This is a genomic window from Cohnella fermenti, from assembly GCF_004801405.1.
GTDB lineage: Bacteria > Bacillota > Bacilli > Paenibacillales > Paenibacillaceae > Cohnella > Cohnella fermenti.
Map to the genome: position 1 here is coordinate 1 of NZ_SSOB01000074.1, position 25,745 is coordinate 25,745.

Annotated in this window: 18 protein-coding genes; 17 read left to right on the top strand and 1 reads right to left on the bottom strand. The window is 58.3% G+C overall.

Annotation, left to right across the window (positions count from 1 at the left end; all coding sequences use genetic code 11):
• Nucleotides 1-730 precede the first annotated feature (730 nt).
• Nucleotides 731-3,286: an arabinan endo-1,5-alpha-L-arabinosidase gene (locus tag E6C55_RS32270; protein WP_136373954.1), complete on the bottom strand. Its 2,556-nt coding sequence runs from the start codon at nt 3,284-3,286 to the stop codon at nt 731-733.
• 409 nt (nt 3,287-3,695) lie between these two features.
• On the opposite strand from E6C55_RS32270, the gene E6C55_RS32275 reads away from it, so the two are divergent.
• The 17 genes from E6C55_RS32275 (at nt 3,696) to E6C55_RS32355 (ending at nt 25,347) form a co-directional block, all read left to right on the top strand.
• Nucleotides 3,696-4,742, top strand: coding sequence for a discoidin domain-containing protein (locus E6C55_RS32275; protein WP_136373955.1), 1,047 nt, complete (start codon nt 3,696-3,698; stop codon nt 4,740-4,742).
• A 152-nt stretch (nt 4,743-4,894) separates the two neighbouring features.
• The gene (locus E6C55_RS32280; protein WP_168735996.1) at nt 4,895-6,031 is read left to right on the top strand and encodes a GntR family transcriptional regulator; all 1,137 of its coding nucleotides are present in this window, start codon (nt 4,895-4,897) and stop codon (nt 6,029-6,031) included.
• Nucleotides 6,032-6,129: 98 nt separating this feature from the next.
• Entirely contained in the window at nt 6,130-7,527 is a 1,398-nt protein-coding gene (locus E6C55_RS32285) for an extracellular solute-binding protein (protein WP_136373957.1), read from the top strand.
• 114 nt (nt 7,528-7,641) lie between these two features.
• Nucleotides 7,642-8,535 carry a carbohydrate ABC transporter permease gene (locus E6C55_RS32290; RefSeq protein WP_136373958.1) on the top strand — a complete coding sequence of 298 codons (894 nt, stop codon included), beginning with the start codon at nt 7,642-7,644 and terminating at the stop codon, nt 8,533-8,535.
• Between the two features lies 1 nt (nt 8,536).
• Nucleotides 8,537-9,412: a carbohydrate ABC transporter permease gene (locus E6C55_RS32295; protein ID WP_136373959.1), complete on the top strand. Its 876-nt coding sequence runs from the start codon at nt 8,537-8,539 to the stop codon at nt 9,410-9,412.
• A gap of 48 nt (nt 9,413-9,460) precedes the next feature.
• Nucleotides 9,461-10,618 carry a GntR family transcriptional regulator gene (locus tag E6C55_RS32300; RefSeq protein WP_136373960.1) on the top strand — a complete coding sequence of 386 codons (1,158 nt, stop codon included), beginning with the start codon at nt 9,461-9,463 and terminating at the stop codon, nt 10,616-10,618.
• 79 nt (nt 10,619-10,697) lie between these two features.
• Entirely contained in the window at nt 10,698-11,804 is a 1,107-nt protein-coding gene (locus tag E6C55_RS32305) for an SGNH/GDSL hydrolase family protein (protein ID WP_136373961.1), read from the top strand.
• Nucleotides 11,805-12,369: 565 nt separating this feature from the next.
• Nucleotides 12,370-14,082 carry a cache domain-containing sensor histidine kinase gene (locus E6C55_RS32310; RefSeq protein WP_230986963.1) on the top strand — a complete coding sequence of 571 codons (1,713 nt, stop codon included), beginning with the start codon at nt 12,370-12,372 and terminating at the stop codon, nt 14,080-14,082.
• Nucleotides 14,051-15,661, top strand: a complete 1,611-nt coding sequence (locus tag E6C55_RS32315; RefSeq protein ID WP_136373963.1) for a response regulator — start codon at nt 14,051-14,053, stop codon at nt 15,659-15,661. Before E6C55_RS32310 ends, E6C55_RS32315 begins: the two co-directional genes overlap by 32 nt.
• A gap of 511 nt (nt 15,662-16,172) precedes the next feature.
• Nucleotides 16,173-17,540, top strand: a complete 1,368-nt coding sequence (locus E6C55_RS32320) for an ABC transporter substrate-binding protein (RefSeq protein ID WP_136373964.1) — start codon at nt 16,173-16,175, stop codon at nt 17,538-17,540.
• A gap of 123 nt (nt 17,541-17,663) precedes the next feature.
• Nucleotides 17,664-18,575 carry a carbohydrate ABC transporter permease gene (locus tag E6C55_RS32325; RefSeq protein ID WP_230986964.1) on the top strand — a complete coding sequence of 304 codons (912 nt, stop codon included), beginning with the start codon at nt 17,664-17,666 and terminating at the stop codon, nt 18,573-18,575.
• Entirely contained in the window at nt 18,576-19,406 is an 831-nt protein-coding gene (locus E6C55_RS32330; protein WP_136373965.1) for a carbohydrate ABC transporter permease, read from the top strand.
• 9 nt (nt 19,407-19,415) lie between these two features.
• Nucleotides 19,416-21,029: a glycoside hydrolase family 43 protein gene (locus tag E6C55_RS32335; protein ID WP_230986965.1), complete on the top strand. Its 1,614-nt coding sequence runs from the start codon at nt 19,416-19,418 to the stop codon at nt 21,027-21,029.
• Between the two features lie 147 nt (nt 21,030-21,176).
• Nucleotides 21,177-22,331: an AGE family epimerase/isomerase gene (locus E6C55_RS32340; protein ID WP_136373971.1), complete on the top strand. Its 1,155-nt coding sequence runs from the start codon at nt 21,177-21,179 to the stop codon at nt 22,329-22,331.
• A 116-nt stretch (nt 22,332-22,447) separates the two neighbouring features.
• A complete protein-coding gene (locus E6C55_RS32345; protein ID WP_168735997.1) occupies nt 22,448-23,380 on the top strand; it encodes an aromatic acid exporter family protein in 933 nt (310 codons plus the stop codon).
• 108 nt (nt 23,381-23,488) lie between these two features.
• Nucleotides 23,489-24,403 (top strand): permease, encoded by a 915-nt coding sequence (locus tag E6C55_RS32350; protein ID WP_136373967.1) that lies wholly within the window; start codon nt 23,489-23,491, stop codon nt 24,401-24,403.
• Nucleotides 24,400-25,347: a TIGR03943 family putative permease subunit gene (locus tag E6C55_RS32355; protein WP_136373968.1), complete on the top strand. Its 948-nt coding sequence runs from the start codon at nt 24,400-24,402 to the stop codon at nt 25,345-25,347. Before E6C55_RS32350 ends, E6C55_RS32355 begins: the two co-directional genes overlap by 4 nt.
• Nucleotides 25,348-25,745: the final 398 nt, after the last annotated feature.

Below are 25,745 nucleotides of genomic sequence, written 5' to 3' on the forward strand. Positions count from 1 at the left end.
CTGCTCCATTTGCGCTCACTCCTCTGTCCGTCATAACTTCTTTCTACTTTGTCGGCTGTTGAAAGGTCAATTGTTACAGCTGAGCTAAATATTCCGTTAGGGGGTACCTAAGTAGTAACGAAAAACCACATTCATGGCGGCGATTCGGCCCCGACTCCCCCGCATATATGCGAAAAACCTCTATGACAACAAGGACAGTTATCACCCCTACCATGAAAATTATTCGTAAGAGGCTATCCGTCCGCAGTGATGAAAAGCCCCCATGGGTGTATTCCCTCTGGCGGGATTAGGTCTCTTCTCCCTTTCGCTCAGGATAAGGAGGAGCAAGGGGAATGGGCTGTCCTAAGACCCAAGCGCATGATCGGCAAGCGGAGGTTCCTGATCCAAGGGGAGAAGAGGCATAAGGGTTCAGAAGAGGGATAGCGCCTCCCTTGTCACCATAATATGGAAAACAACTCGCCGACTCACTGACTCACCAACATGCCGACCGCGTCGGGACGGTAGACGATGGCGGGACTTTTCTGTCTCAATCCGGTACCGACCACTTAAAACACCGCGATTGCCGCGAATCCGCGCCGGCGAATGTGAAAAACCACATAAAACCGCAAAAGACGCCGACCCAGAGGGAGCACGGAGAATGGCCTCTCCAAGCAGAAGAACCGTCAGGGCAGGCCCCTGACGGTTCTTCTATTGCGATGCATGGCCACGCGGCCCACTCGAATCGCGAGAATTAGTTCACGATCGCGATGTCATCGACGTAAGCGGTGTAGGTTCCCGTGTTTGGTCCTTGATCGTAATCGATAAGGATGCGATCGATGGTTTTGCCGCTTGCCCATTGGCCGATGTTGCATTGGACCTGCCTCCACGTGTTCACGATGCCCCGTGCGATGTTGGGGTGCATGGAGATCCCTTCGAAGTCGGTCGCTCCGCTGTCTCGCAGCGTGCTTCCGTCCGTGAAGACGAGGTCGACGGTGACGTGACGGGAGTTCTCGTTCAGAGGATAGAACCAGTAGCTAAGCTTGGTTGTCGAGGTGACCGGGATATTCACGTCGAACACCTTGTTGTCGCTGTAGGAGATCGTAGAGCTGTTGTCGGTTCCGGATACCTTGATGGAGGAATTGCCGGAACGGCTGGTCTCTCCGGTTCGAACCGAGCTGACGGAGTTGGATACATTAAGCACGGCATCCGGGGTATCGGACCAGGTAAGCGCCGTTTGATCGGGCTCCAGTCCGGTGCCGAACAAGATCTGTCCGGTTGTGTCGCCTTGCTTCGCCAATGAGATGTCGTCGAAGTAAGCGGCGGCGCTGAGGCCTCCGTCCGTCACGCATCGCAGCCGAAGAGTCGTGTTCGAACCGCTGTTCCAGATCTGGCTCACGTAAGTCCATACGCCCGCGCCGTCGCCGTTCCCGACTCCCGTCTGCGCTTCTCTGGCGATGTCGTTCATATCGAGATAGGCGTTGCCGCTGGCGGACGTTTTATAAATCCAGCCGGACAGCTTGTAATTGGTGTACGGCTGCACATAGATCGGCGCTGCCGTAATGGCGTTGGCCGCCGTCGTTGAAGTGGTCTTCAGCGAGTAGGTGCCGATATGCGCGCGATCGGAGGAGACGCTCATGGCGCTTGAGGACCAGACGGGCGAGGAAGAGTCGAACGATTCGAAGGAGGGATTCAGCACCGTATTGCCGGGCTCCAGCTTAACGAGCGACAAATCGTCGAAGTAGACGGCCGCATTGATCCCGCTGTCCGTTACGCAGCGGAGAGAGAGCGAGGTGTTCGTGCCGCTGTTCCAGACCTGGCTGACGTAAGTCCATGTCACGCCGCCGCTGCCGTTGTTGACACCCGGGCTGGCTTCTCCGGCGATGTCGTTCATGTCCAGGTAAGCGTTGCCCGAATTGCTGCTCTTGTAGATCCATCCCGACAGCCGGTAATTGGTCTCGGGTTGGACGGGAATCGGCGAGCTCGTCATGGCGTTCACGCCGTTGGCGGTCGACTTGAGCGAATACTGCCCGGTATGGGCGCGATCCGTCGAGCGGCTAAACGTTCCAAGAGACCAGGAGTAGGCCGTCTCGAAGGAGGGATTGATGACGGTGTTCAGGACGCTGCTGTCCGCCGTAGGGGCTCCGGCTGCAAGCTTGTAGATGCGGAATCCGGCTTCGTTCTCGGGCGCATACTTGGACATGGCCACATAAGTGACTCCGGCGGAATCCTTGAAGATCGTCGGATACTGCCATTCGATGACTTGGCCGGTTGCGGGGAACAAGGCGTTCCCGGACCAATTGTCCCAGCTCGTGCTGGTCAGGGAGGTGCTGCGCATCAGCCCCATCGGCCAGTTCTGACCGGCGAACCCGTTCAGGTTCACATCGGCTCCTTCGATGATCTGGTAATAGTAGCCGTCGTCATAGAGAATGCTGGCCGCACCTACGCCAACCGGGCCGCCGGGATTCCAGGCGACGTTCCACGCTTCGGCATCGTATTGATCGACAATCGTATCCGCGGCTGCGGAAGTCCAATTCTGCCAGTCGGTCGTGGTTGCGATGCCGCGGTAGCCGTGGGTTGTTCCTCCGGTCGAGGAGGCGCCGTGGAAGGTGACGTAGTACTTGCCGTCGATCTTCGCGACGATCTGCGGTGTGCCCTCATCGAAGATTAAGTTGGTGCCGCCCGGGATATCCACGCTGTCCGTGCCCGCCGCGGTCGTGATCTGGCTCCAGATCTCCTTGGCGTCGACGGCAGGATTGGAGAACCCCGACGGGGTCGTGAACGCTCCCATCGGATCGGCCCCGCTCCGCTCGAAGTAAGACAGCGTCCATGGATTCGACCCGTCATGGGTCTGCATGAGCGCCCTCCACTTATTGCTGGCGGAGTCGTACTGGAAGTTCCCGTCCGTCACCATCTGAGCCCAAGGCGTTCCGGCGGTCGGCTGGATGGCGGCAACCGGACTGGACCACGTCTGGCCGTTGTCGGTCGACTTCTCGACAACCGTGCCGAGCTTCCAGGCGGCGACATCGACAACGTTGCGGTGGAACCAGTACCAGTTGTCTCCGACGACGACAATGTTGGAGCCGCTCGCCGATTGGCCGTCCATCGGCCTGTTCATGTACAGCTCGAAATGCGCGTCTCCGTTCCACAGATCGGTCAGCGTAGGCGGGCTCGCCGCTGCGGCATCCCCCGGAGACCCGATCAAGGGGGAGGATAAGGTTGTTAGCGCCAGTGCCGTTACGCCGAGCCGACGGAGGAAGCCGCGACTGTTCCGACGTGCCTTCTGTGCTGCAGGCCATTCGATTCTCATAAGGCCACACACCTCTCTTGTTATTATGACATGACAATAAATTCCGTGATTAATCATAATCAATAATGTAAACGCTGACAATAGTTTTTTTGAAGAAGATTTCAGAATAATTTATGTCATAACAAGGACGAGACAATGAATCCACTCCGCTTGACACCAATATTCTCTGGTAATAACTCGCGATAAGACATGACATATTTTTAAAACGAATTTTGTAAGCGCATACAAAGTTCGTGTTAGGGGAGGCGATCATTAAAGCGCGATTAAAGGAATTTGCCGGCTGCCGGTACCGGGCTTTATGAGCTTGAACGCAAGCTTGCCAGCTACTTCGAAATGGGAGGGACAATCATGAGTTTGATATGTAAGAAACAATCCCAAGGCGGTCTATCCTCTGGACAGCGAGGAAGGCATGCCCGCCGGCAGATATGTGAAGCTTGATGTGTTCAAGCCGAACGGCTACGCGACGGATCGGATGGCCAGAGTGTCGGAGATCGAGCTGTACGACGACATTGCGATGGGGAAGACAGCGGTTGCCAGCGATTCCGGCAGTGCGGAGCACGGGCCTTCGAACGCCGTCGACGGGCGCGACGATACTTCTTGGTCTTCGTCGGCAACGCTCATTACGAAGGATTACAAGCTGCAAGTCAGCAGCGACGGCCTGACCTATACCGATGCGGATACGGTCTTGGGCAACACGGAAGCGCTGACCGAGAGAATGATCCCCGGCGCCAGCGGCCGGTACTTCAGGCTTTACATTACAGCCCCGAACCAGACCGCGGGCGATCCGACTGTCACGATCAACGACTTCGAGCTGTACGATGCCGGCAATCTGGCTCTTGGCAGCACCGTGACCGCAAGTACGGGCGCCAATCCGACGTGGGCCGCGGACGGCAACGGGAGTACGCAGTGGACTTCCTCCGCCACAGATGCGGATATTTGGCTTAAAGTGGATCTGGGGTCCGTCAAGAGATTTAATCGCTGGGTGGTCAAGCAGGCGGGATCAAACGGCGAAGCCTCCGACAACAACCTGTTCGGCTATCATCTGAAGGTCAGCGAAGACGACAGTGCCGATTCCTACCTGATGCTGGACACCGTCGACTTGAATACGGATGGAATGACCGATCGCATGATCAACCGATCAACGTTCGTAAAGTATAAAGAGTATGCTTATGATTTTATGAAAATGGCGGCGGCCTTCCAGGGGATCGTCAATCGGGAGGGGGCGCACGTCTTTTATAAGTACGAGGGAAGCTCTGATTACGTGGAATATGGAACGGTCAGTCCGTCCCAGGACAGTTCGCAATGGCTTTTGAGCGACGCAGGCGGATTCCTGAGAATAAAAAATAAAGCGGAGCCTGCCGACAATATCCATATCGAGGACGAGCTCGGCTATGCCCAGTACGGCGGCATGACCGGAGACAGCTCCCAGTGGCTGCTCGTTCCCGTTTATCCGTAATTGTCCTGAACCAACCAGAACCGCCAGGGATCTTCTCCCTGGCGGTTCTATATCTTATTCGGACAGTTCCCCGCAGGAAAATACCAATTCGGCTGAAGATTGAAAATATGATATGCTTACATATGGAGAACTGTAGAAGGGCGGAAAAAACAATGTCGGGAAAAACGATGTTATACGAGAACATCATTAACGATATTCTGGAAGACGTGAAGTCCGGGAAGCTGAAGGACGGGGACAAAATTCCGACGGACGCCGAGCTGTGCGACATCTACAACGTCAGCAGAATAACGGTCACGAGAGCGCTTAAGGAATTGGAGTACCGGGGAATGCTCATAAGAATCAAGAAGAAGGGGACCTTCATCAAGCTGACCGAACAGCCGGTCTCCAAAGACGAAGAGCCCGGCTCCATTCCGGCAATTGCGGTTGTCTTGCCCTTCGGGGAAGAATACGGCTTCGATATTCTTCAGGGGGTGGAGAGCATCTGCGCCCGCGGAGGGTACTATGTGACGTTCCATAATTCCAAGTTCAAGAGCGAGAATGAGAAAGCGATATTGGAGAGGGTGTTCTCCGATCGCTTGCTTGGCGCGATCGTCTACCCTTGCGACGGGTATCGGAACATCGAAATATACAGCAAGCTGATCATCCACCGCTTCCCCTTCGTGTTTATCGATCGCAGCGTAGAGGGGTTGAACGTCCCGCATGTCGTCTCCGACAATATCCGGGCCGGTTATGACATTACAAACCATCTGCTGGAGCTGGGACATACGAGGATCGCCTTTGTATGTACGGATCTTAACGAGGCGGCGTCCGTGTCGGATCGATACAAGGGGTATTGCAACGCCCTGATCGGCAGCGGGATCGCTCCCAAGCCGGAGTGGCTGATCGAGGACCACGCGGACATCGAGAAGATCAATCATGAAGACAAAGAAGTCAGACTGCAAGTCAACCTTATGCGCTTGCAGCGGATTCTGGCGTTGGAGGACGGGCCGACCGCCGTTGTCGCCGTCAACGACGAGACGGCTATCCAATTGATGGAGGCGGCCAAGCGGCTCGGAGTGAAGGTGCCGGAGCAACTGTCGGTAACCGGCTTCGACAACCTGCAAGCGGGCGCCGGCTATGAAGTTCCACTGACGACGATCCGACAGAAATTCAACGACCTCGGGGCGAGCGCCGCGGAAGTTGTGCTCACCCTGCTGGAGGACGGCTCGAAGAGCGGCAGGGACATGCCGAATATCGTTCTGGATACGGAACTGGTCATTCGCAATTCCGCCGCGGCGCCGCAGGCATAAATAAATTAAAAAAATAAAACATATCAAAATATATTGACCAATATTATGACATGTCATATACTCGGGTTGTAGGTTAATAAAAACAAGGGGATGACTTCATGCTTACCCAGTATGACAAAATCGGCAAAGTAAAACCTCTATTGGCGGTGGCCATGGCCGTGTCGCTGACGGCCGGCCTGACCGCTTGCGGAGGAAACAATGAGCCCTCTCAGCAATCGAACGGGGCGGCATCGCCCTCGGCGTCCAATGCGGCTACGGAAAGCGCTTCGCCTGTCGAACAAGCCAAATTGACGGTTGTCGGCAACGGATGGGACGACGCCAGCATGGAGAAGTCCGAAGCCGACGCGAAGGAAGCCGGGATCGAAGTGAGCGATTACAATTACCTGGCCCGGAAAAAGGTCGAAGCGGATTATCCGAATTACGAGGTCGATTGGCAGAACTGGGGCTGGGCGGAGCAGCTTGACCAGAAGCAGCGCGCGGCGTTCATCAGCGGCAGCTACCCGGATATCGTTCACGGCGAGACGTTCATGACGACGTATGCTCGCGAAGGAATCTTGGAACCGCTTCCGCAGGATATTGTCGACATGGTCAACCCGAACTTCCTGGTGACTAATGCGGACGGCGTGCCGGTGGCCGTCTCTCCGAAGGGCAATGTCTTCCTGCTGTTCTACAACAAGGATCTGTTGAAGGATGCCGGCATCGATCCGGAGACGGTCAAGCTGGATACATGGGCGGATTGGCAAGCGGCATCCGATCAGGTTACCGCCGCTGGCAACGGCAAGGTATTCGGAGGCGGGATTCCGTCCCACCCGCATCTTGGCGGCGCCTTCCGCGTCTATCCGTTCCTGAACGCGCTAGGCGGCTCTTGGGGCGGCGGCGACGAGGTCACGCTGAATACGCCGGAGATGGCGCAGACGCTTGAATTCGTCAGGGCCATGGACAAGAACTTCCCGAAGGGCATCGGCAACGGTACGGACGAAGGCGCTCTGTACAACATGTTCGAGAAGGACAAAACGATCGCCTTCGTCGTGAACGGCACCTGGCAAGCGGCTGGGGCAAAGAACAACAACATCAACTACGGAGTCGTTCAGCTTCCGAAGGCCGACAACGGCCAGTCCGGCAACGTGCTCGTCGGTTTCGACTATTACGGAGTGCCCGCCAAGTCGACGAACAAGGAGGCGGCGTTCAACGTGATCCGGGATTTGGTCGCCAAGGACGTTCAGATTGAATTCGCGATCGGAACGGTAACGCCGCCGGCGAACAAGGAAGCATTGGCGGAAGCATCCGTCATCGATTCCAATCCGATTCTCAAGTCGGCCATCGACGCCATGTCGAGCGGCGAGATTCCGGCCCTTCCGGTGTACGACCAGAACGATTCCCAGATCTGGGACGTGATCAATACGAAGGTGATCGCGGCCACCACCATGACGAGCAAGTCGGTGGAGGACATTCTGAAGATCGGGCAGAGCGAGGCGGAGAAGTACCTTAAGCAATAATCGCAGCGAGGGAGAGAAGGGAGTTATTCGACTCCCTTCTCGATTTCTATTCCGCAATGTCTAATCCGCAGCTTCTATTCCGAAAAATAGACTTCAAGGGTGGTAACAAGAGAAATGAACACGGAATCGCGCTCCTTCTGGCGGAGACACAGAGACGCTTTGATCGCGTACTCCATCATCGGGCCGTTTGCGCTCTGGTTTCTCCTGACGATCGGCATCCCGCTGGTGGCCGGAATTTTGCTCGCGTTCTTCAAGTGGAACGGGATGCCCGTCATGCCGGAGTGGGTAGGTCTGCGCAACTTTTCCTTTTTCTTCAATAGCAACGAGTACTTGTCTTCGATATGGAAGCAGCTCTTTATCGGCGGCCTGTGCCTGATCTTCAACATGCTCATATCCTTCGGGCTGGCTTCGCTCTTTAATATTCCCATCCGGGGCAAGGGCTTGCTGAGAACCGCCTATTACTTGCCGAACATCGCGGCCGTATCGGCTACGGTTGCCGTCGTGGTCGCCCTTCTGATTCCGCATGGGGGAGGGCTGAACGGGCTTCTGACCAAGCTGGGCCTCGAGCCGATCATCTGGTCGTATTCCGCCGGGTGGATGATCTTCTGGGTCGTCGTCTTCTACGTATGGAGAAATACCGGGCCGCTCGCCATCATCTGGCTGGCCGGCCTTCAATCGATAGATCCTACCTTGTACGAAGCGGCGAAGGTCGACGGAGCGAACCGTCTTCAGTTGCTTCGGTATGTGACCTTGCCCGGACTTCGCGGAATTGCGGCCTTCAACTTTATTCGGGAGATCATCGGCGTCATGCAGATGTACGATATCGTCATGCTGATGACAAGCGGCGGCCCCAACGGCTCTACTGACGTGCTGATGTACCGGATCTATCGGGACGGGCTGAAGAGCTACAACTTCGGAATGGCGGGAGCCTCCTCCGTTATTCTCGGTTTGCTGACCGTTCTTATTACCCTTGTCTATCTGAGGCTGTTCCTGAAGGAGGAGAAGTAACATGAAGAAGCTGGGCAGGTGGCTCGCTCTTGCCGTCCTCCTCTTGGGAGCCGTTGTGATGATATATCCGTTCCTGTTCTCCTTATTGGCGGGGATGACCCGCAGGCAGGAATTCCAGAACCTTGGCGAGATGCTGCCGCTTCCGAAGGACCCTACATTCCAGGCCTACCGTTCCATCTTCACGACCGGACTGATTCGGCCCTTCTTCAATACGTTGCTCCGTTCGCTCTGGTACGCCTTTGTGATCTCCGGATTTTCCGTCATGATGGGGTACGTGCTCTCGAGGCTTCGGTTCAAGGGCCGAACGTTCTTCCTCTACTTCATCATCTGCGCCAATATGATTCCGGGAGTGCTGACGCTTATCCCTACTTATATCGAGATGGCGCGCATTCCCTTCCTCGGCGGCAACGATTGGACGGGGTTCGGCGGAAGCGGCCTGATCAATCATCCCGCCATTCTGTATGTGCTGCTTAGCCCCGCGTCTGCGGTGTGGATATTCCTGTTCCGGCAGACGATGGACAGCTTGCCAAGGGATTACGAAGAAGCGGCGTACATGGACGGGAGCACGTTCATGAACACGATCGTGAGAATTATTGTTCCGATCCAGCGGCCGATTATCGCGACGATCTTCCTGAACATGGCGATCGTCACGTGGAACGACTTCATGACTCCATTTATTTATATCAATAATTTGAAATACACGACGTTGCCGGGATATGTCGGTACGCTGGTGGCCGCGCTGCAGCAAGTCGGCGACCGCGACTACCCGCAGATCTTCGCGCTGTCTACGATATCCGTACTGCCTCCGGTTCTTATCTTCCTGTTCCTGCAGCGATACATCGTTCAAGGGTTCGCGAATGCCGGCATTAAGGGTTAGGCGGAGAACGGTACGGTTGGCGACGGCGGTTCTAAGGCAGGGGTGCCCGTGAGGAAGAAACAAGTGCTGTATCGCAACATCATGGATCACTTTATGCAATTGACGGCGGAAGAACGATTGAAGCCCGGCGACAAGATCCCTACCGAGCAGGAGCTGTCCGAGCAATTCGGGGTAAGCCGGATCACGGTCGCGAAGGCGCTCCGGGAGCTGGAGTACATCGGGATGGTTACCCGAACCCAGAAGCGAGGCAGCTTCATTCGCCAGGATTACGACGCGAAGCCGGCAAGGCGATCGTCCAGAACGAAGCTTCCGATGATCGGCGTTCTGCTTCCCTTCGAGGAAGAGATCGGGCTCGACGTCTTGCGCGGGGTCGAGGAACATTGCGCAGAGCACGGCTACTACGTCACCTACCACAATACCAAGTACGATCCCGAGCTGGAACGGGAATTGCTGCTTAAGCTCGTCGAGGACGACATCAGCGGAGCGATCGTCTATCCTTGCTCCGGCAACAATAACGTCGAGGTGTTCGGCAGGCTTATCATCGAGAGGTTCCCCTTCGTGCTCATCGATCGGACGGTCGAAGGGCTTGAAGTTCCGCATGTCATATCCGACAACAAGCAAGCGGGCTACGAGATGACCCGCTGTCTCCTCGAACTCGGGCATCGCTCCATCGCGTTCGTCTGCACCGCCCTTCGGGAAGCCATCTCCGTATCGGAGCGCTACAAGGGCTATTGCAAAGCCCTTATCGAAGCCGGCATCGCTCCCCGGGAGGAGTGGCTGATCGAGAGCGACGTTCGTTCCTTCGACGTTCGGGAGCAGACGCCCGAGGTCCAGATGGAGCTGGCGAGAGACAAGCTGGAGAGGGCGCTGCAAGCGCGGCAGCGGCCGACGGCGATTGTCTCCGTCAACGACAAGACCGCGATGTACATCATAAGGTCGGCTCAGGAGCGGGGGCTGTCCGTCCCGTCGGACCTGTCCGTCACGGGCTTCGATAACTTGACCGCCTTTAACGTGCCGGGCATCCCGCCGCTGACGACGATTCAGCAGGACTTCCAGCGGCAGGGACGGCAGGCATCGGTTATGCTGATCGAGATGTGCGATCGGCCAGAGCCGTTCGAGGAGGTGCGCAAGATTGTGCTGGCCACGGAGCTTATCGTCAGGCAGTCGACGGCCGTTCCGCGAAAATCAGCAGCATTCTCCCGTTGACAGGCCGCGGCGAGCGCGCGATGATGGATGAGGATATCGAACCGAGAAATCATTCCATCAAGCGGAGGTTGAATAGAGCATGGCTGCGCAGGCGGAGGTTGTGAGGAGAAGAGGAGAGCTAAGGAACACGAAGGAGGCGCTTAAGCGGAAGCGGCTGACGGTCGGCTATATCGGAGGTTCGATTACGGACGGCCGTCCGGGGCACAATTGGCCGGAGCCGGTGACGCGATGGCTTGTCGATCAATTCCCGGAGGCTCGAATTACGGTGGAGAATGCCGGCATCGGAGCGACGGGAAGCAACCTGGCGGCGTTTCGCGCGCAGCGCGACCTGATCGATCCCGGCTGCGAGCTCGTCTTCGTGGAATTCGCGGTCAACGATTGGGAAGTGCCGACGCAGCGCCGGAACAAGACCCGCGAAGGGCTGCTGCGCCAGCTTCTGGCGGACGGCAAGCGGGACGTTGTGATCGTCTACACGTATCGCCAAGAGATGTACGAGGATATGGTGAACGGGCGGGTTCCGGACAGCATCGCGGAGTTCGAGGCGCTGGCCGAGCACTATGGACTGAACTCGGTATGGATGGGCTTGCACGCGCTCCAGGAAGTGAGACGGGGACTTCTGCAATGGGAGGAATGGCTTCCGGACGGGCTCCATCCGACGCAGCGCGGCAGCTTCAGCTATGGAACGAGCGTGATCGGGCTGCTGCAGGAGGCGCTTCTGGCCGATGAAGAGCCGTCGGCTCCGGCAAGCGAAGGGCTTCCCGCTCCGTTGACGGAAGGCCACTGGCAGAACGCGCGCCTGATTCCGTTCGACGACATCCGCACCGAGGGGCCTTGGACGGTGCGGCGCTGGGTGAACCTGCATTGGATCGACTACACGCTGTCGACGTTCGCCGTCGGAGCGAAGCTGGGCTTCGACTTCGAGGGGACGGTGCTGGCGCTGGCCTTCGACTTCGGGAAGCGTTCGGCGGAATTCCGCTACCGGCTCGACGGGGGAGAGTGGGCGGCGTCGAACCGGATTCGTCCGGATTGGTGCGGGACGAGCGGCTGGATGAAGATCGAGGTGCTGTTCGACGATCTTGCGCCGGGCCGGCATTCCTTCGAGCTTGAGGTCGTGCACGGCAACGAGCCGGGCTGCGAGGGAACCAACTTCGATCTGGCGTTCGTCGGGGTTGTGCAAGAAGCTTAAGCGACAAGGGGAAGCCTAAGGGAGAGGAAGCAGAGACAATCTGCGGCCTCTCCTTCTTTATGACCCGATCCCCTTATGCGACCGCGATCTGCCGCCGACACCATAAATTTATGCGAAAATTCACATTCGCGCAGCTCGATAACGGGTGGTTTGGACGATTATATGTGAAAAATAGCATTCGTGGAGCAATTTCCGGGCCGAGGTGCTCGATGTATGCTAAAAACCGCATAAAACACCGCGATTGCCTCCAATCTGTGCCGACGAATGTGCAAAACCGCATAAAATTGCGCAGCGCAATTGCCAGAAATCGCGCAATCGCATGCAGCACTCGCAACCGTCACCGGAGACCCCTTAAGAAAATCGCACCTTCTCCTTAAAAATACCTCCCCGACTTCGTGGTAAGCTGGAACGGGATGCTCCGTCCGGAGCTTGACGGAATCGGCGGGCGTCCGTACGCTTAAACGACAAGATCAACCGAAGAGGAGGAGCCGCCCTGAGAAGATGGTCCCACAGCCTGTTCGCCCGCTTCTCCATGTCGTTCCTGCTCGTCGGCTTGCTTCCTCTTATGGCTCTGAGTATTTTCTCCCTGCGGACGTTCACAAGCCATGTCGAGAGGAATACGGTCAACAACCTCGAGCAGATGGTCTATTATATGGGAAATAACTTAAACAACATCTTCTCTCAGTACAACGAGGTCACGAAGCTGATGTACCTGAGCGTGGACGCGGGGGCGATCGACGGCAGCACGATCAGCACGACGGACTCGGTGAACGTGAACGAGCGGATCAACCGGATGTCGATCGACGACTTCCTGACGACGGTGCTGTACAGCGACAGCTTCATCAAGAACGCGTTCTTCGTCCGCGCGATGGACGGCAAGGTGTACCGGCAGAGCCGGGACAGCAAGGCGTTCCTCCCGGATCTGCTGCCGGTGGACGACTGGCTGGAGCCGCTTCGTTCCCGCCCTCAGCAGCTCGCCGTCATTCCGACGCACGAGGAGCCGTACTTCCTCGATTCCTCGCAGAAGATCGTCACCCTGGGGCGCAACCTGATCGACACGTCCGGCCTGCTTCAGAAGGAGCCGAAGATCGTCGGCACTCTGTTCATCGACGTGAACCTGCAGGCGTTCGACGAGCTGGTGAAGGAGTTGAATCTGGAGGCGGACGGGGAGCTGATCTTCGTCGACGGGGCGGGGAATGTCATCTTCAGCAATCGGGGAGACGAAGGGACGAAGGTCGATCTGGATCGTCTGCGCACGGGAGGGGTGCTCACGTTCAGCGAGGAGGTGCCCTTCCTGCAAGGAGAGGTGCTCGTTCGGATCTCCAAGTCCGCCTTGTACGAGAGTCTGACGACGACTCGGTCGACGGTCATCGTCGCGATCGTGTTCTGCACGGTGCTCCTCATTCTGATGGGCATCTGGTTCTCGCGCCGGCTGTCGAATCCGATTCGCCGCGTGATCCGCGAGATGGTGAAGGTGGAGTCGGGCAACCTCGACGTCGCCCCGCTCGACGGAGGCAAGGACGAGGTCGGGCGGCTCTCGCACGGCTTCAACCGGATGGTCGAGCGGCTGCGCACCTTCATCGACGAGGCGTACGTGGCGGAGATCAAGCAGAAGCAGACGGAGCTGAACGCGCTCAAAAGCCAGATTCGTCCGCATTACCTGTACAACACGCTGGAAGTGATTCGGATGAACGCGGTTGCGAACGATGACGACGAGGTTGGCGAGATGATTCTGTCCTTGTCCAAGCAGCTCAAGTATGTGATCGATTACGGCGAGAATTCGGTTCCGCTGCGGCGCGAGCTGGAGCACCTGCGCGATTACTTCTATATTATCGAAGTAAGGTTCGAGAACCGGATCGAGCTTCGGGTCGACATCGCGGACAACGTAGACCTGGACGCTTCCATTCTGAAGCTGTCGCTGCAGCCGATCGTCGAGAACGCGGTGCAGCATGGAGTTCTGCCCAAGGGCGGCAGAGGAAGCGTGAGGATTACGGTGGAGAACGCGGTGGACGATCTCGTCGTGACCGTCTACGATGACGGAGTCGGCATGGAGCCGGAGGAGCTGGAGCGGCTGACGTCTCGGCTGAGCGGTCCTTCCGGAACGTCGAAGAGCATCGGCATGAAGAACGTGCACGACCGGATTCGCGCGCTTTACGGACCGGAGTACGGCCTGGCGGTCAGCAGCCGGAAGATGTGGGGGACGGCTGTCCGCATGGTCGTGCCGACGAAGCAAGGGGGGAACGGGCATGACGATTCGAGTGCTGCTGGCGGACGATGAGCCGCTTATTCTGAAGGGGCTGCGCAAGCTGCTGCCCTGGGAGGAGCTGGGCGTCGAGATCGTCGGGCAGGCGTGCGACGGGGACGAGCTGGACGAGCAGATCCGTCTGCTTCGCCCGGATGTGCTGATCAGCGACATCAGCATGCCGCGCAAGTCGGGAATCGACGTTCTGCGCGGAATCAACGAGCAGGGGCTGCCGGTGAAGGTCGTCTTCATCAGCGCGTATCAGGAATTCTCGTATGCGAAGGAGGCGATCTCGCTCGGCGCGGTCGAATACTTGATCAAGCCGATCGAGCGGGAGCAGCTCCGGGCCGCGCTGGACAAGGCGATGTCCTTGATTCGCGAGGAAGGCGAGGAGAACCGGCGCAAGGACAAGCTGCGGCGGATGGAGACGAGGCAGCGGACGGAAGAGAAGCGCGAGGCGCTGAGCCGGCTCGCTTCCGGAACGCTGCCTGCGGGAGCGGACCTGTACGCCCGGCTGGAAGCGGAGCTCCGCGCCCCGTTCTACACCGTCCTCGCGCTGGAGCTTGGCCAGCTTGAGGATGCGTCCGGCCGCTGGACCGAGACGGAGAGGAATCTCGTGAACTTCGCCGTCGACAACGTGCTGGGCGAGCTGCTTGCGGAGCCCGGATCGGGGGCCGAAGGCGGGCTCGGGACGTTCTTCGCGAAGCAGGAGCGGATCGTCGTTATCGTCCCCCATTCGGAAGCGGGCAGGCCCTACGAGCTGGCGCAGGACATCAAGGCGAAGATCAACGATTACCTCAAGCTGAACGTGTCCATCGGCATCGGCCTGGCGGTTCGTTCGCTCGGGCGGCTGGCGGAATCCGCGCAGCAGGCGGAGCAAGCGCTGGACATGAAGTACTTCGAAGGGCTGAACAAGCTGCTTCCATATGCGGCTCAGGCTTCGGCCGCCGTCGCCGAGAGCGAGCTGTACACGCTGCGCTCGGACGTCGTCCAGAGCCTTGCCGAGAGGAACGGGAAGCGGGCGCAGGAGGCGCTTCACAAGCTGCTGGCCGCCGTTCGCCGGACGACGGAAGGGAACAAGGGCCTGGCGGTTGCGACCGCCTTCTCGTCCGTTCTGTCGATCGTTCAGGAGCTGCAGAAGTCCGGCGTGGCGCTCTCGGAGGAAGGCTTCGACCTGCAGGGGCTGCAGACGCGGCTCGGGCAGTACGAGACGTTCGATTCGATGGCCCAAGGGATCGGCGAACTGCTCGGGGAGCTGGCGGAGGTGATCGGCAATCGCACCGGCAACCGGGACAAGATGCTGCTCGCACGCATCAAGCAGCACATCGAACGGCATTACGCCGACGAGCTGACGCTGGAGTCGGTGGCGGCCGTGGCGTTCATGAACCCGTATTACTTCAGCGCCTTCTTCAAGAAGCACACGAACGAGAACTTCAAGGCTTACGTCACCGAGGTACGCATGCGCCATGCGACACAGCTTCTGTCGAACACGGACCTGCTCATGTACGAGGTCGCGGAGAAGGTCGGCTACGCCAACGCCCGCCACTTCAGCGACGTGTTCAAGAAGACCTGCGGCATGCTGCCGAACGAATACCGCCAATCGCTGCGCTCCTGATCGGGGGCGCGGTTTTTTTCAGTATAAGCTTCGAATCTGCGCCGCCGATAGCGCCGATGCCGCCGGATGACTGGATTTTATGTGAAAAACCACATTGGCGAAGCACGATAACGGGGTGTTTGGGCGATTCTATGTGAAAAACCAAATACATGGCGGCGAACCGGGCCGGAAATAACGTATATATGCGAAAAACCGCATAAAACTCCGCAATTCCCTCCGATCCGAGCCAGCGAATGTGAAAAAACGCATAAAATCGCAAAAGTCGTCGGACCGGCGGGGCGAATGGGATGGCGGGGAAGATGGCGGAGAGAGGGGACGAAGGAGAGGATGTTCTCTGAAAATCCGGCGGATCGATCTTAAGAAATCCGCACTCCCGTCTTAAAAAATAGCATTGGTTGGAGGCGGGGAGGATGATACTCTTGAGACACGGAAGCGCTTCATACGTGATGCCGCGCACATCACTTAAGCACGAGACCAATCATGAGACAAATAAAGGGAGGTTCCACCCGAGATGTCCAAGAAACGCATTCTGCAAGCCGCCGCACCCGCCGTTGCCCTGACCCTGATTCTGAGCGCCTGCGGAGGCAATAACAATAACGGTTCGGCTTCTCCTTCCGCCGGATCTTCATCCCCAGCCTCATCTTCCCCCGCCGCCAGCCCGTCCGCTTCGGCCCCGGCGAAGGAAGTCACCTTCACGATCGGCTACGCGACCGGAGACCCGGCGACGAAGCAGGCGATCTCGCAGACGATCGAGGCGTTTAAGCAGGCGCACCCGAACATCAAGATCAAGGACTACAGCGAGACGACCTCGGCCTCCTACCTGGACTGGCTGAAGACGAAGGATGCGGTGGGCGAGTTCCCCGATCTGGTCGAGATGAGAGACACGAAGGTGTTCGCCGATTCCGGCAAGATCGTCGAGCTTCCTTCCGAGCTGGTCGGTCTGTTCTCCAACGTTCCGGAGGTCGACGGCAAGAAGTACAACGCGCCTCTGACGCTTAACGCTCCGCAAGGCATCATCTATAGCAAGAAGGCTTACGAGAAGGCGGGCGTCACCGAGCTGCCGAAGACGTACGACGAATTCCTCGCAATTCAAGAGAAGCTGAAGACGAGCGGCATCACCCCGATCGTTGTCGGCGGTAAGGATATTTTCCACATGGGCTTCTGGCTCAACAAGTTCCTGATCGACGAAGTGTATGCAAGCGATCCGGACTGGAACAGCAAGCGCACGGCGAAGCAGGTGAGCTTCACGGACGCGAATGTTGTGCAGGCGATGACGGACTACAAGGAGCTGTTCACGAATTACGTCGACAAGGGCTGGCTGTCCACCGCGGATAACCAGACCGCTTCGATCCTCGTGTCCGGCAAGGCGGCGCAGTTGTTCTCCGGTCCGTGGATGTTCACGCAGATCCAGCAGGCGGACCCGAGCTTCGAGTTCGGCTACTACGCGCTTCCCGATCGCGAAGGCAACGTCAGCATCGTCGGACTTCCTTCCCCGGCAGGCTGGAGCTTGTCCGCGGACGCGTCGAAGGACCCGGACAAGGTCGCGGCCATTACGGAATTCATCAAGTTCTTCTTCGCGAAGGAGCAATACTCCAAGTATCTGCAGACGGTTAACGGCATTCCGTCCACGGCCGAGAACATCACGTATGAATCGACCGAGCAGATGAAGGACGTCCTCGCGATCATGGCCGATCCGAACGTCAAGAAGTCGCTTATGATCAACAACTGGTGGGGAGACAACCAGATTCCGCCGCAGTTCCGGAACTGGTACTACAAGCTGATGCAGGATCTGGTCGTCAAGAACGGCGACGTTGCGGAATACATGAAGAAGGCCGACGAAGAGTATGACACCGAAGTGAAGGCGAACGCGCAGCAATAAGGATAGCGCAAGGCCGCAATAAGCTTGACGGAGCAACCTTCGCTTGACGGCGCGGTCTCGAGAGCGAAGGTTGTTTGCCGTCCCCGCACGCAGCAAGACGGCATGACATGGAGGTATCCCGACATGAACGACACGAAGAACCAATCGGCATGGAGCAGATGGACCGGGCGGATCAGCCCGACGGTCGTCTTCCTGCTGCCGGCTATCGCGCTGTACACGCTGTTCGTCGTCACGCCGACGTTCAGCAGCGCCTATCTCAGCTTCACCTCCTGGGACGGCGTCAGCGACAAAATTCACTTTATCGGCTTCGACAACTTCACGGAGATCTGGAACAGCGACCGGGTGCACAACGCCCTCAAGAACACGATGATTCTCACGTTCGCTCTCGTCGTTCTGGAGAACATCGCCGCGATTGCGCTGGCCGTCCTGGTCGATCAGGTGCGCTGGGCGCGCAACCTGTTCCGGAGCGTGTTCTACTTCCCCGTCCTGATAAGCGGCATCGTCATGGGCTTCGTCTGGACCATTATTCTGAACTACAACTTCGGCGTCATCAACCGGATGCTGGAGCTGATCGGACTCGCTTCTTGGAAAATCGACTGGTTAGGGAATCCCGACTTCGCGCTGATCTCGATCATTCTGTCCACGTTGTGGAAGCAGGCGGGCTACTACATGATCATCTACCTGGCGGGCTTGCAGGGCATCCCGCAGGATCTGACCGAAGCGGCCTCCATCGACGGAGCGGGCAAGTGGCAGCAATTCCGCCGGATCACGTTCCCGCTGCTCGCGGGCTCGATGACGGTCAGCTCGGTGCTGTCGATGATCAGCTCGCTGAAGATTTTCGACCAGATTGCCGTGATGACGGACGGAGGTCCCGGCTTCGAGACGGAGACGCTGACGTATATCGTCTACAAGGTCGGCTTCGGCGAGCTGCGGCAAGGCTTCGGCACGGCGATGGCGATGGTGCTGTTCCTGCTGATTCTGATCATCACGGTGATTCAGGTCAAGGTGCTTCGCAGAAGAGAGGTGCAACTGTAGATGTACAAAGGCAAATCCGCTTACGACGTCCTGCTGTTTATCGTCACGCTGCTGATCGCGGTTATGTTCTTCTTCCCGATCTTCTTTAACCTGATGTCCGCCTTCAAGAGCAACTCGGAGATTATGCGCGACGCCATTGCGCTGCCCACGTCGCTGTACCTGGACAGCTTCAAGTACCTGCTGACCGAGACCGAATTCCCGGCGGCGATCGTGAACAGCGTCGTGCTGACGGGGCTGTCCATCGTGTTCATGGTTGTCGTCATCCCGATGGCGGGCTACGCGATCGAGCGGTCGAGCGCCAAGTGGACGGGCTTCGTGTTCCTCTACTTCCTGGCCGGCATGATGATCCCGTTCCAGGCGTACATGATTCCCTTGTTCAAGGAGCTCAAGATGATGGGGATGTACGGCAATCTCGTCGGGCCGATCGTCATCTACGTATCCGGCTCCGTCGGCTTCGGGGCACTGCTGTACACGAGCTTCCTCAAAGGGGTGCCGCGCGAGATCGAGGAATCGGCTGCGATCGACGGCTGCTCTCGTTATGGGATTTTCTACCGGATTGTGTTCCCGCTTCTCGGGCCGTGCACGGCCAGCATGGTCGTTCTGAACGGGCTGGGCATCTGGAACGACTTCCTTATGCCGATGCTCGTGCTTCCGTCCGGCAAGCCGAAGACGATGATCGTCGAGATCTTCTATTACGTCGGGGAGTTCTCCTCGCGTTGGGACATGATCTTCGCCGGAACGGCCATGTCGATCGTGCCGATTCTGATCGTGTTCCTGGCTCTGCAGAAGTACTTCGTCAAGGGAATCGCCACCGGGGCGATCAAGGGATAAAGACAATCGGTGATTGGTTGGAGGAAGGAGCTGTTCGTTACGTATACGATTCGCAATCCGGTGCTGACCGGCTTTAACCCGGACCCTTCAATCGTTCGCGTCGGGGACGACTATTACTTGGCGACTTCGACGTTCGAATGGTTCCCCGGCGTGGCGATTTATCATTCGAAGGATCTCGCCAACTGGCGGCTTCATGCTTATCCGCTGGACCGGACGTCGCTGCTCGATCTGCGGGGCAACCCGAGCTCCGGCGGCATCTGGGCGCCCGCGCTGTCGCATCATGAAGGCACGTTCTATCTGTTGTACACGGACATGAAGAGCTTCAAGCGGGCTTCCAAGGACATGGCCAATTACTTGATCACGGCAACCGATATTCGCGGTCCGTGGTCGGAGCCGATCTATCTGCATGGCAGAGGCTTCGACCCGTTCCTGTTCCACGACGACGACGGCCGCAAGTGGGTCGCGAATATGCGGTGGGACCCCCGCGCGGACAAGCCGAACTTCGGCGGCATCGAGCTGCAGGAGTTCTCGGTCGCCGAGGGCGGGATGGTCGGTCCCGTTCATCTGCTGACGAAGGGCAGCTCGCTCGGGGTGACGGAAGGGCCGCAATTGGTTCGCAGAGACGGCTGGTACTATCTGCTGCTGGCAGAGGGCGGGACCGGGTACAATCATGCCGCCTCGCTGGCTCGTTCGCGCGAGCTGCTAGGCCCCTACGAGTTCGCGCCCCGGACGCCGTTCATGACGACGATCGCCCATCCGGAGCATCCGCTGCAGAAGGCCGGGCACGGCGCGCTCGTCGAGACGCAGCGCGGTGACTGGTACATGCCCCATATATGCGCCCGGCCGCTGGCGGGAAGGCGGCTTAGTCCGCTTGGCCGGGAGATCGCGATCCAGCGGGTGGAGTGGACGGACGACGGCTGGCTTCAGCTTGCGGGCGGCGGGATTTTGCCGGAGCTTGAGATCGAGGGACCGGGCCTTGCTTGGCACCCGTGGCCGGAGGAGCCCGCGACCGATCACTTCGATGCGGCCCGGCTGTCCATTCATCTGCAGACGCTTCGCATCCCGGCCGACGAGAGCTGGCTGAGCTTGACCGAGCGGCCCGGCTGGCTGCGGCTTCGCGGCCAGGAATCGATCTACTCGTGGAACCGGCAGAGCATGGTCGCCCGGCGTCTTCAGCATTGGCGGGCGGAGGTCGAGACGTGCCTCGAGTTCGAGCCGAAGAGCATGTATCAGTCGGCGGGGCTGGCGTGCTTCTGCGACGAGATGGACCACTTCTATCTGCGGGTGACTCGGGACGAGGAATGGGGCAAGCACGTGCGCGTCACGTACTCGGTCGCCGGCCGCTGCGTGGAGCCGGAAGGGGCGGTCATCCGCGCCGAGGGCTGGGAGCGCATCTATCTGAAGGCCGTCTTCGACGCGGACAGCCTGCGCTTCTACGCCTCGCCCAGCGGCGGCGACTGGCAGGCCGTCGGCCCGGCACTGGACGCGGGCCAGCTCTCGGACGACTTCGAAGGCAAGCTCGGGTTCACCGGCACGATGCTCGGCCTCTGCGCCCAGGACCTCGAAGGAACAAGGCTGGCGGCGGACTTCGATTATATGACGTACATTGGACATGACGAGTGAGACAGAACGGAAGATACAGAACGGAAGATATAGAACGAATGGATGCAGGACGAATGGATGCATGACGGACAGAACGAACGACTGAACGAACGACTGAACGAACGACAGGACGGACAGAACGAACGGATAGAAGGGAACGGAATTGCGATGCTGAAGGAACAAGACAGACGCTGGGCAGACGAAGCCGTCGCCCGCATCACGAAGAAGCTGGATGCGGTCAGCGAGCGGTCGCGGGACAAAATCCCTTACACGACGCTGGACGGAGTGCACGACGACCGATCGACGACGAATCCGTCCGGGGGCGAGGCCGACGGCATCAACTGGTGGACGAACGGCTTCTGGGGCGGCATGATGTGGCTGATGCACCATGAGACGGGAGACGGCAAGTACAAGCAGATCGCCGCCGTCTCCGAGGCGAAGCTTGACGAGTGCTTTAAGCTGTACCGCGGGCTGCATCACGATGTCGGCTTCATGTGGCTGCCGACGAGCGTAGCCAGCTATCGGGTGACGGGCGACCGCGAGTCCCGCAAGCGCGCGCTTCACGCCGCGAATCTGCTGGCCGGGCGGTTTAACCTCGCGGGCGGCTTCATTCGGGCGTGGGACGACGTGGAGGACAACGACACCCGCGGCTGGGCGATTATCGACTGCATGCTGAACATTCCGCTGCTCTACTGGGCAACCGAGGAGACGGGCGACCCGCGCTTCAAGCAGATCGCGATGCGGCACGCGGACACGACGATGGAGGCGTTCATCCGGCCGGACGGCTCGGTGAACCACATCGTCGAGTTCGACCCGTTCGCGGGCGGCGTCGTCCGGACGCACGGCGGGCAGGGCTATGCGGAGGGCTCGTCCTGGACGCGCGGGCAGACCTGGGGGCTCTACGGCTTCATGATGAGCTACATTCATACGGGCAAGGACGAGTATCTGCAGGCCGCGAAGCGGATCGCGCACTACTTCATCGCGAACATCCAAGGCAGCGGCGTCATTCCGGTCGACTTCCGCCAGCCGGAGGAGCCGGCGCTGACGGACGACACGGCGGCGGCGATTGCGGCGTGCGGGCTGATCGAGCTTGCGAAGGCGGTTCCGGAGCTTGAGCGCGGCTTGTACCTGGACGCGGCGGTGAAGCTGCTCCGGACGCTGGACGAATCCCGAAGCGACTGGGACTCCGGGAGCGACGGCATCCTTACGGGCGGCTCCGCCGCTTACCATTCCGCTGTCCATCATCAGTCAATCATTTATGGGGATTACTTTTTCATCGAAGGGGTATTCAAGCTTAAGGGCAACGATTTGTACTTGTGGTAACGGGATTTGTACTTGTGGTAACGGTGTGATCTCTTCCCTTGACTAGAAAGCGAATCCAAGGTCATAATCCTAATGGATTAGACTTGAATGCCATGCTGGGACTGGGGAAGGCGCATATGTTCAAAATCGGATTCCGAACGATCAAGACGGCGGTAGGGGTGTCCGTCTCGGTGCTGCTCGGCGAGCTTATCGGCTTGCAGAACTTCGCTTCGGCGGGCATCCTGACGCTGCTCTGCATTCAGAAGTCGCGCAAAAAATCGATTCAAGCTGCTGTCAGCCGCTTCTTCGCGTGCGTCGGCGGCCTGTTCGTGTCCACGGGGATCTTCGAGCTGATCGGCTACGAGGCGTATGCGTTCCTCGTCGTGCTTCTGCTCTTCATCCCGCTGCTGGTCCGCCTCCGAATTCAAGAGGGCATCGCGAGCAGCGTCGTCATCATGATGCACGTCTACATGCACGCCAAGGTGGAAGCTTCGTTCTTCCTGAACGAGTTCCTCATTATCTCCATCGGGCTCGGCGTCGCGCTGCTCGTGAACTGGTATATGCCGAGCATCGACCGCGTGCTGATCAAGCATCAGGAGGAGACGGAGCGGCTGATCAGCGCCATCCTGTTCGAGATCGCCAACTACCTGAAGAACGGGTATACGCTGTGGGACGGCAAGGAGCTGCTGCAGCTCGAGGATACGCTGAACAAGGCGAGGTCCGTCGCGGCGCTGGACGCCGAGAACCATCGGATTGCGGACAAGCGGAACGATTACGGGCTCATCTTCGAGAACAAGCGGCGGCAGTACCATCTGCTGGAGCGGATGCTGCCGATGGTGGCGCGCATTACCGCGCAGATGGAGCAGAGCACCCGGATCGGCGACTTCGTCGTCGAGCTCGGCGAGCAGTTGCGGCACCCGGACAAGGCGGGCGAGCTGCACGACAAGCTGCAGACCATCCGCGACTACCACAAGCAACTGCCGCTGCCGGAATCTCGCGAGGAGTTCGAGAATCGGGCCAGTCTGTTCACGATGGCGAACGAGCTGGAGCGGTTTATCGATACGCTGTAGCGCGGGGAGCGGCGATTAGAGCCGGATTTGGAGGAAAGGTGGATTTGCGGGAAAAGTTGATCCATAATAGGTTAGCTACGATTCTGAGATAGAACGGCGGCGTTATGGATGAATACTTTTCTGCAGATGAACACTGTCTTTATCAGCATGATTATCGAGGCGATCCCGTTTGTCCTGATCGGCGTCATCGTCTCCGGAATTATCCAGATGTTCGTGACGGAGCAAGCTATCGCCCGCATCCTGCCCCGCAATCGCTTCTTGTCCTCGCTGCTGGGCTGCGGCGTCGGAGTGTTCTTCCCGTCATGCGAATGCGGCATCGTGCCGATCACAAGGCGCCTCATGAAGAAGGGGGTTCCCTTGAATGCGGGAATCGCGTTTATGCTCACCGGGCCGATCATTAATCCGATTGTTCTGTTCTCCACTTATATTGCATTCGGCAACAATTGGAACATGGTCGCGATCCGGGCCGGCATGGCGATTGCGGTCGCTTTCCTTGTGTCCATGCTTCTGTCGCTAATGTTCCCCGCGCTTCCGTTCCGGGAGCAGATCGCCCTGCCTCCGGTCGCGGCGGCGTTGGAGCCGGGGGTTGTCGTCCCGTCGCCGCGCAAGCCGATCGCGAAGCAATTGTACGGCGTGCTGACGCATTCGATCGATGAGTTCTTCTCGGTGGGGAAGTACGTCGTTCTGGGGGCGCTCATCGCGGCTTGCATGCAGACGTATATCCCGACGGCTTCTCTGCTTCACCTGGGGAGCAACCCGCTGACGGCTTCCCTTGTGATGATCGGCCTGGCGTTCGCGGTATCGCTTTGCTCGGAAGCGGATGCGTTCATCGCCGCCTCGTTCCGAAGCACGTTCTCGGTGGGAGCGATCTCCGCGTTCCTCGTATTCGGTCCGATGATCGATATCAAGAATACGCTGATGCTGCTCGGGACATTCAACAAAAAATTCGTGTTCGCGCTGATCGCGCTCGTCACGGTGTTCACGCTTGCGGGATCGCTGATTGTGGGGAGGATATACGGATGATTCGATTCTTCGCCGTTATCGGGTTCCTGCTGATGTTCGTCTACATTCGGCAGGGCGGGGATCTTAACAAATACATCAATATGAAGTACAGCTATCTGTCCACGATAGCGATGGTTCTGTTCGGAATCTTCACCGTCATCGAATTTATCCGATTCTCCAGGGAAGCGAACGAGGCGGAGAAGCGCAAGCGGGAGAAGAAGGAGGGCGCGGTCTCTCACGATCACGACCATGAACATGACCACCACCACGATCACCACAACCATAGCCACGACCATGAACATGACCACCACCACGGACATGATCATGACGATCACGCTCACGAGAGCAGCGTAAGGTGGAAGCGGGCCGTCGGGCGCGCGATTCTGTTTATCCCGATCTTCACGGGCATTCTGCTTCCGGTGCAGACGTTCGATTCCAGCTTCGTGAAGGCGAAGGGCTTCTCCTTCCCCCAAGCCGACGGCACGACGAGCGATACCGTTCCCGGGCAAGTTCTCAGCCCCGATACGAGCATCTTCTACAGCGCCGACGACTATGCCAAGGTCAAGAGCAAGGAGTACGAGGAATTTAACAGCCTGCAATCGGTCGTTCTGACGGACGATAATTATTTGCAAGGCATCGAGGTTATTTACGACAACCCGGGAAGCTTCATGAACCGGACGGTGTCGCTGGACGGATTCATTTATCGGGGAGAGCAGTCCGACGCCAATCATTACTTCGTGTTCCGGTTCGGGCTGATCCACTGTGCGGCCGATTCCGGCGTGTTCGGGATGCTGGTTAACTTCCCCGACGGCACCGCCTTAGGCGACGATCAGTGGGTGAAGGTGACCGGCACGCTCACTTCGGAGATGTATAAGCCGTTCGAGCAGGTGATCCCGGTGCTGAAGGTGACCGAGTGGGAGGCTGTCGACGAGCCGAGCGATCCTTATGTGTACCGAAATTTCTGAGAAAAGATTATCTGGTTGACCGTGGGGAGCGCGCGTGCTGTCTCGTTACTGTCCGGCTGCCGCTTGGACGAATGTGGTTTTTCACATACAATTTGCTTGGAACCCGTGTTATCGCGGGTTTTATGTGGTTTAATACGAAAATTAACCTCCGCTAATGGCACATCGCCCTCGCCAACTGCCTCTTCGGAGCGTCGTTGTACGGGTTCCCGGCACACTGTTCCTGGACACGGGTAAACTGGAGCGGCGATGGGCGCGGGAGGGCCCGAGATGAGTCGCCATTACTCAAGTGCGGGCGTATGAGCTGGCATGGTGGGGGCAGATGAGTAACTCCACTAACTCTGCCCACCCAGCCTCTTCACAGCAGGTTTTTACAGCCACGAAGACTGCGTACGGAAAAT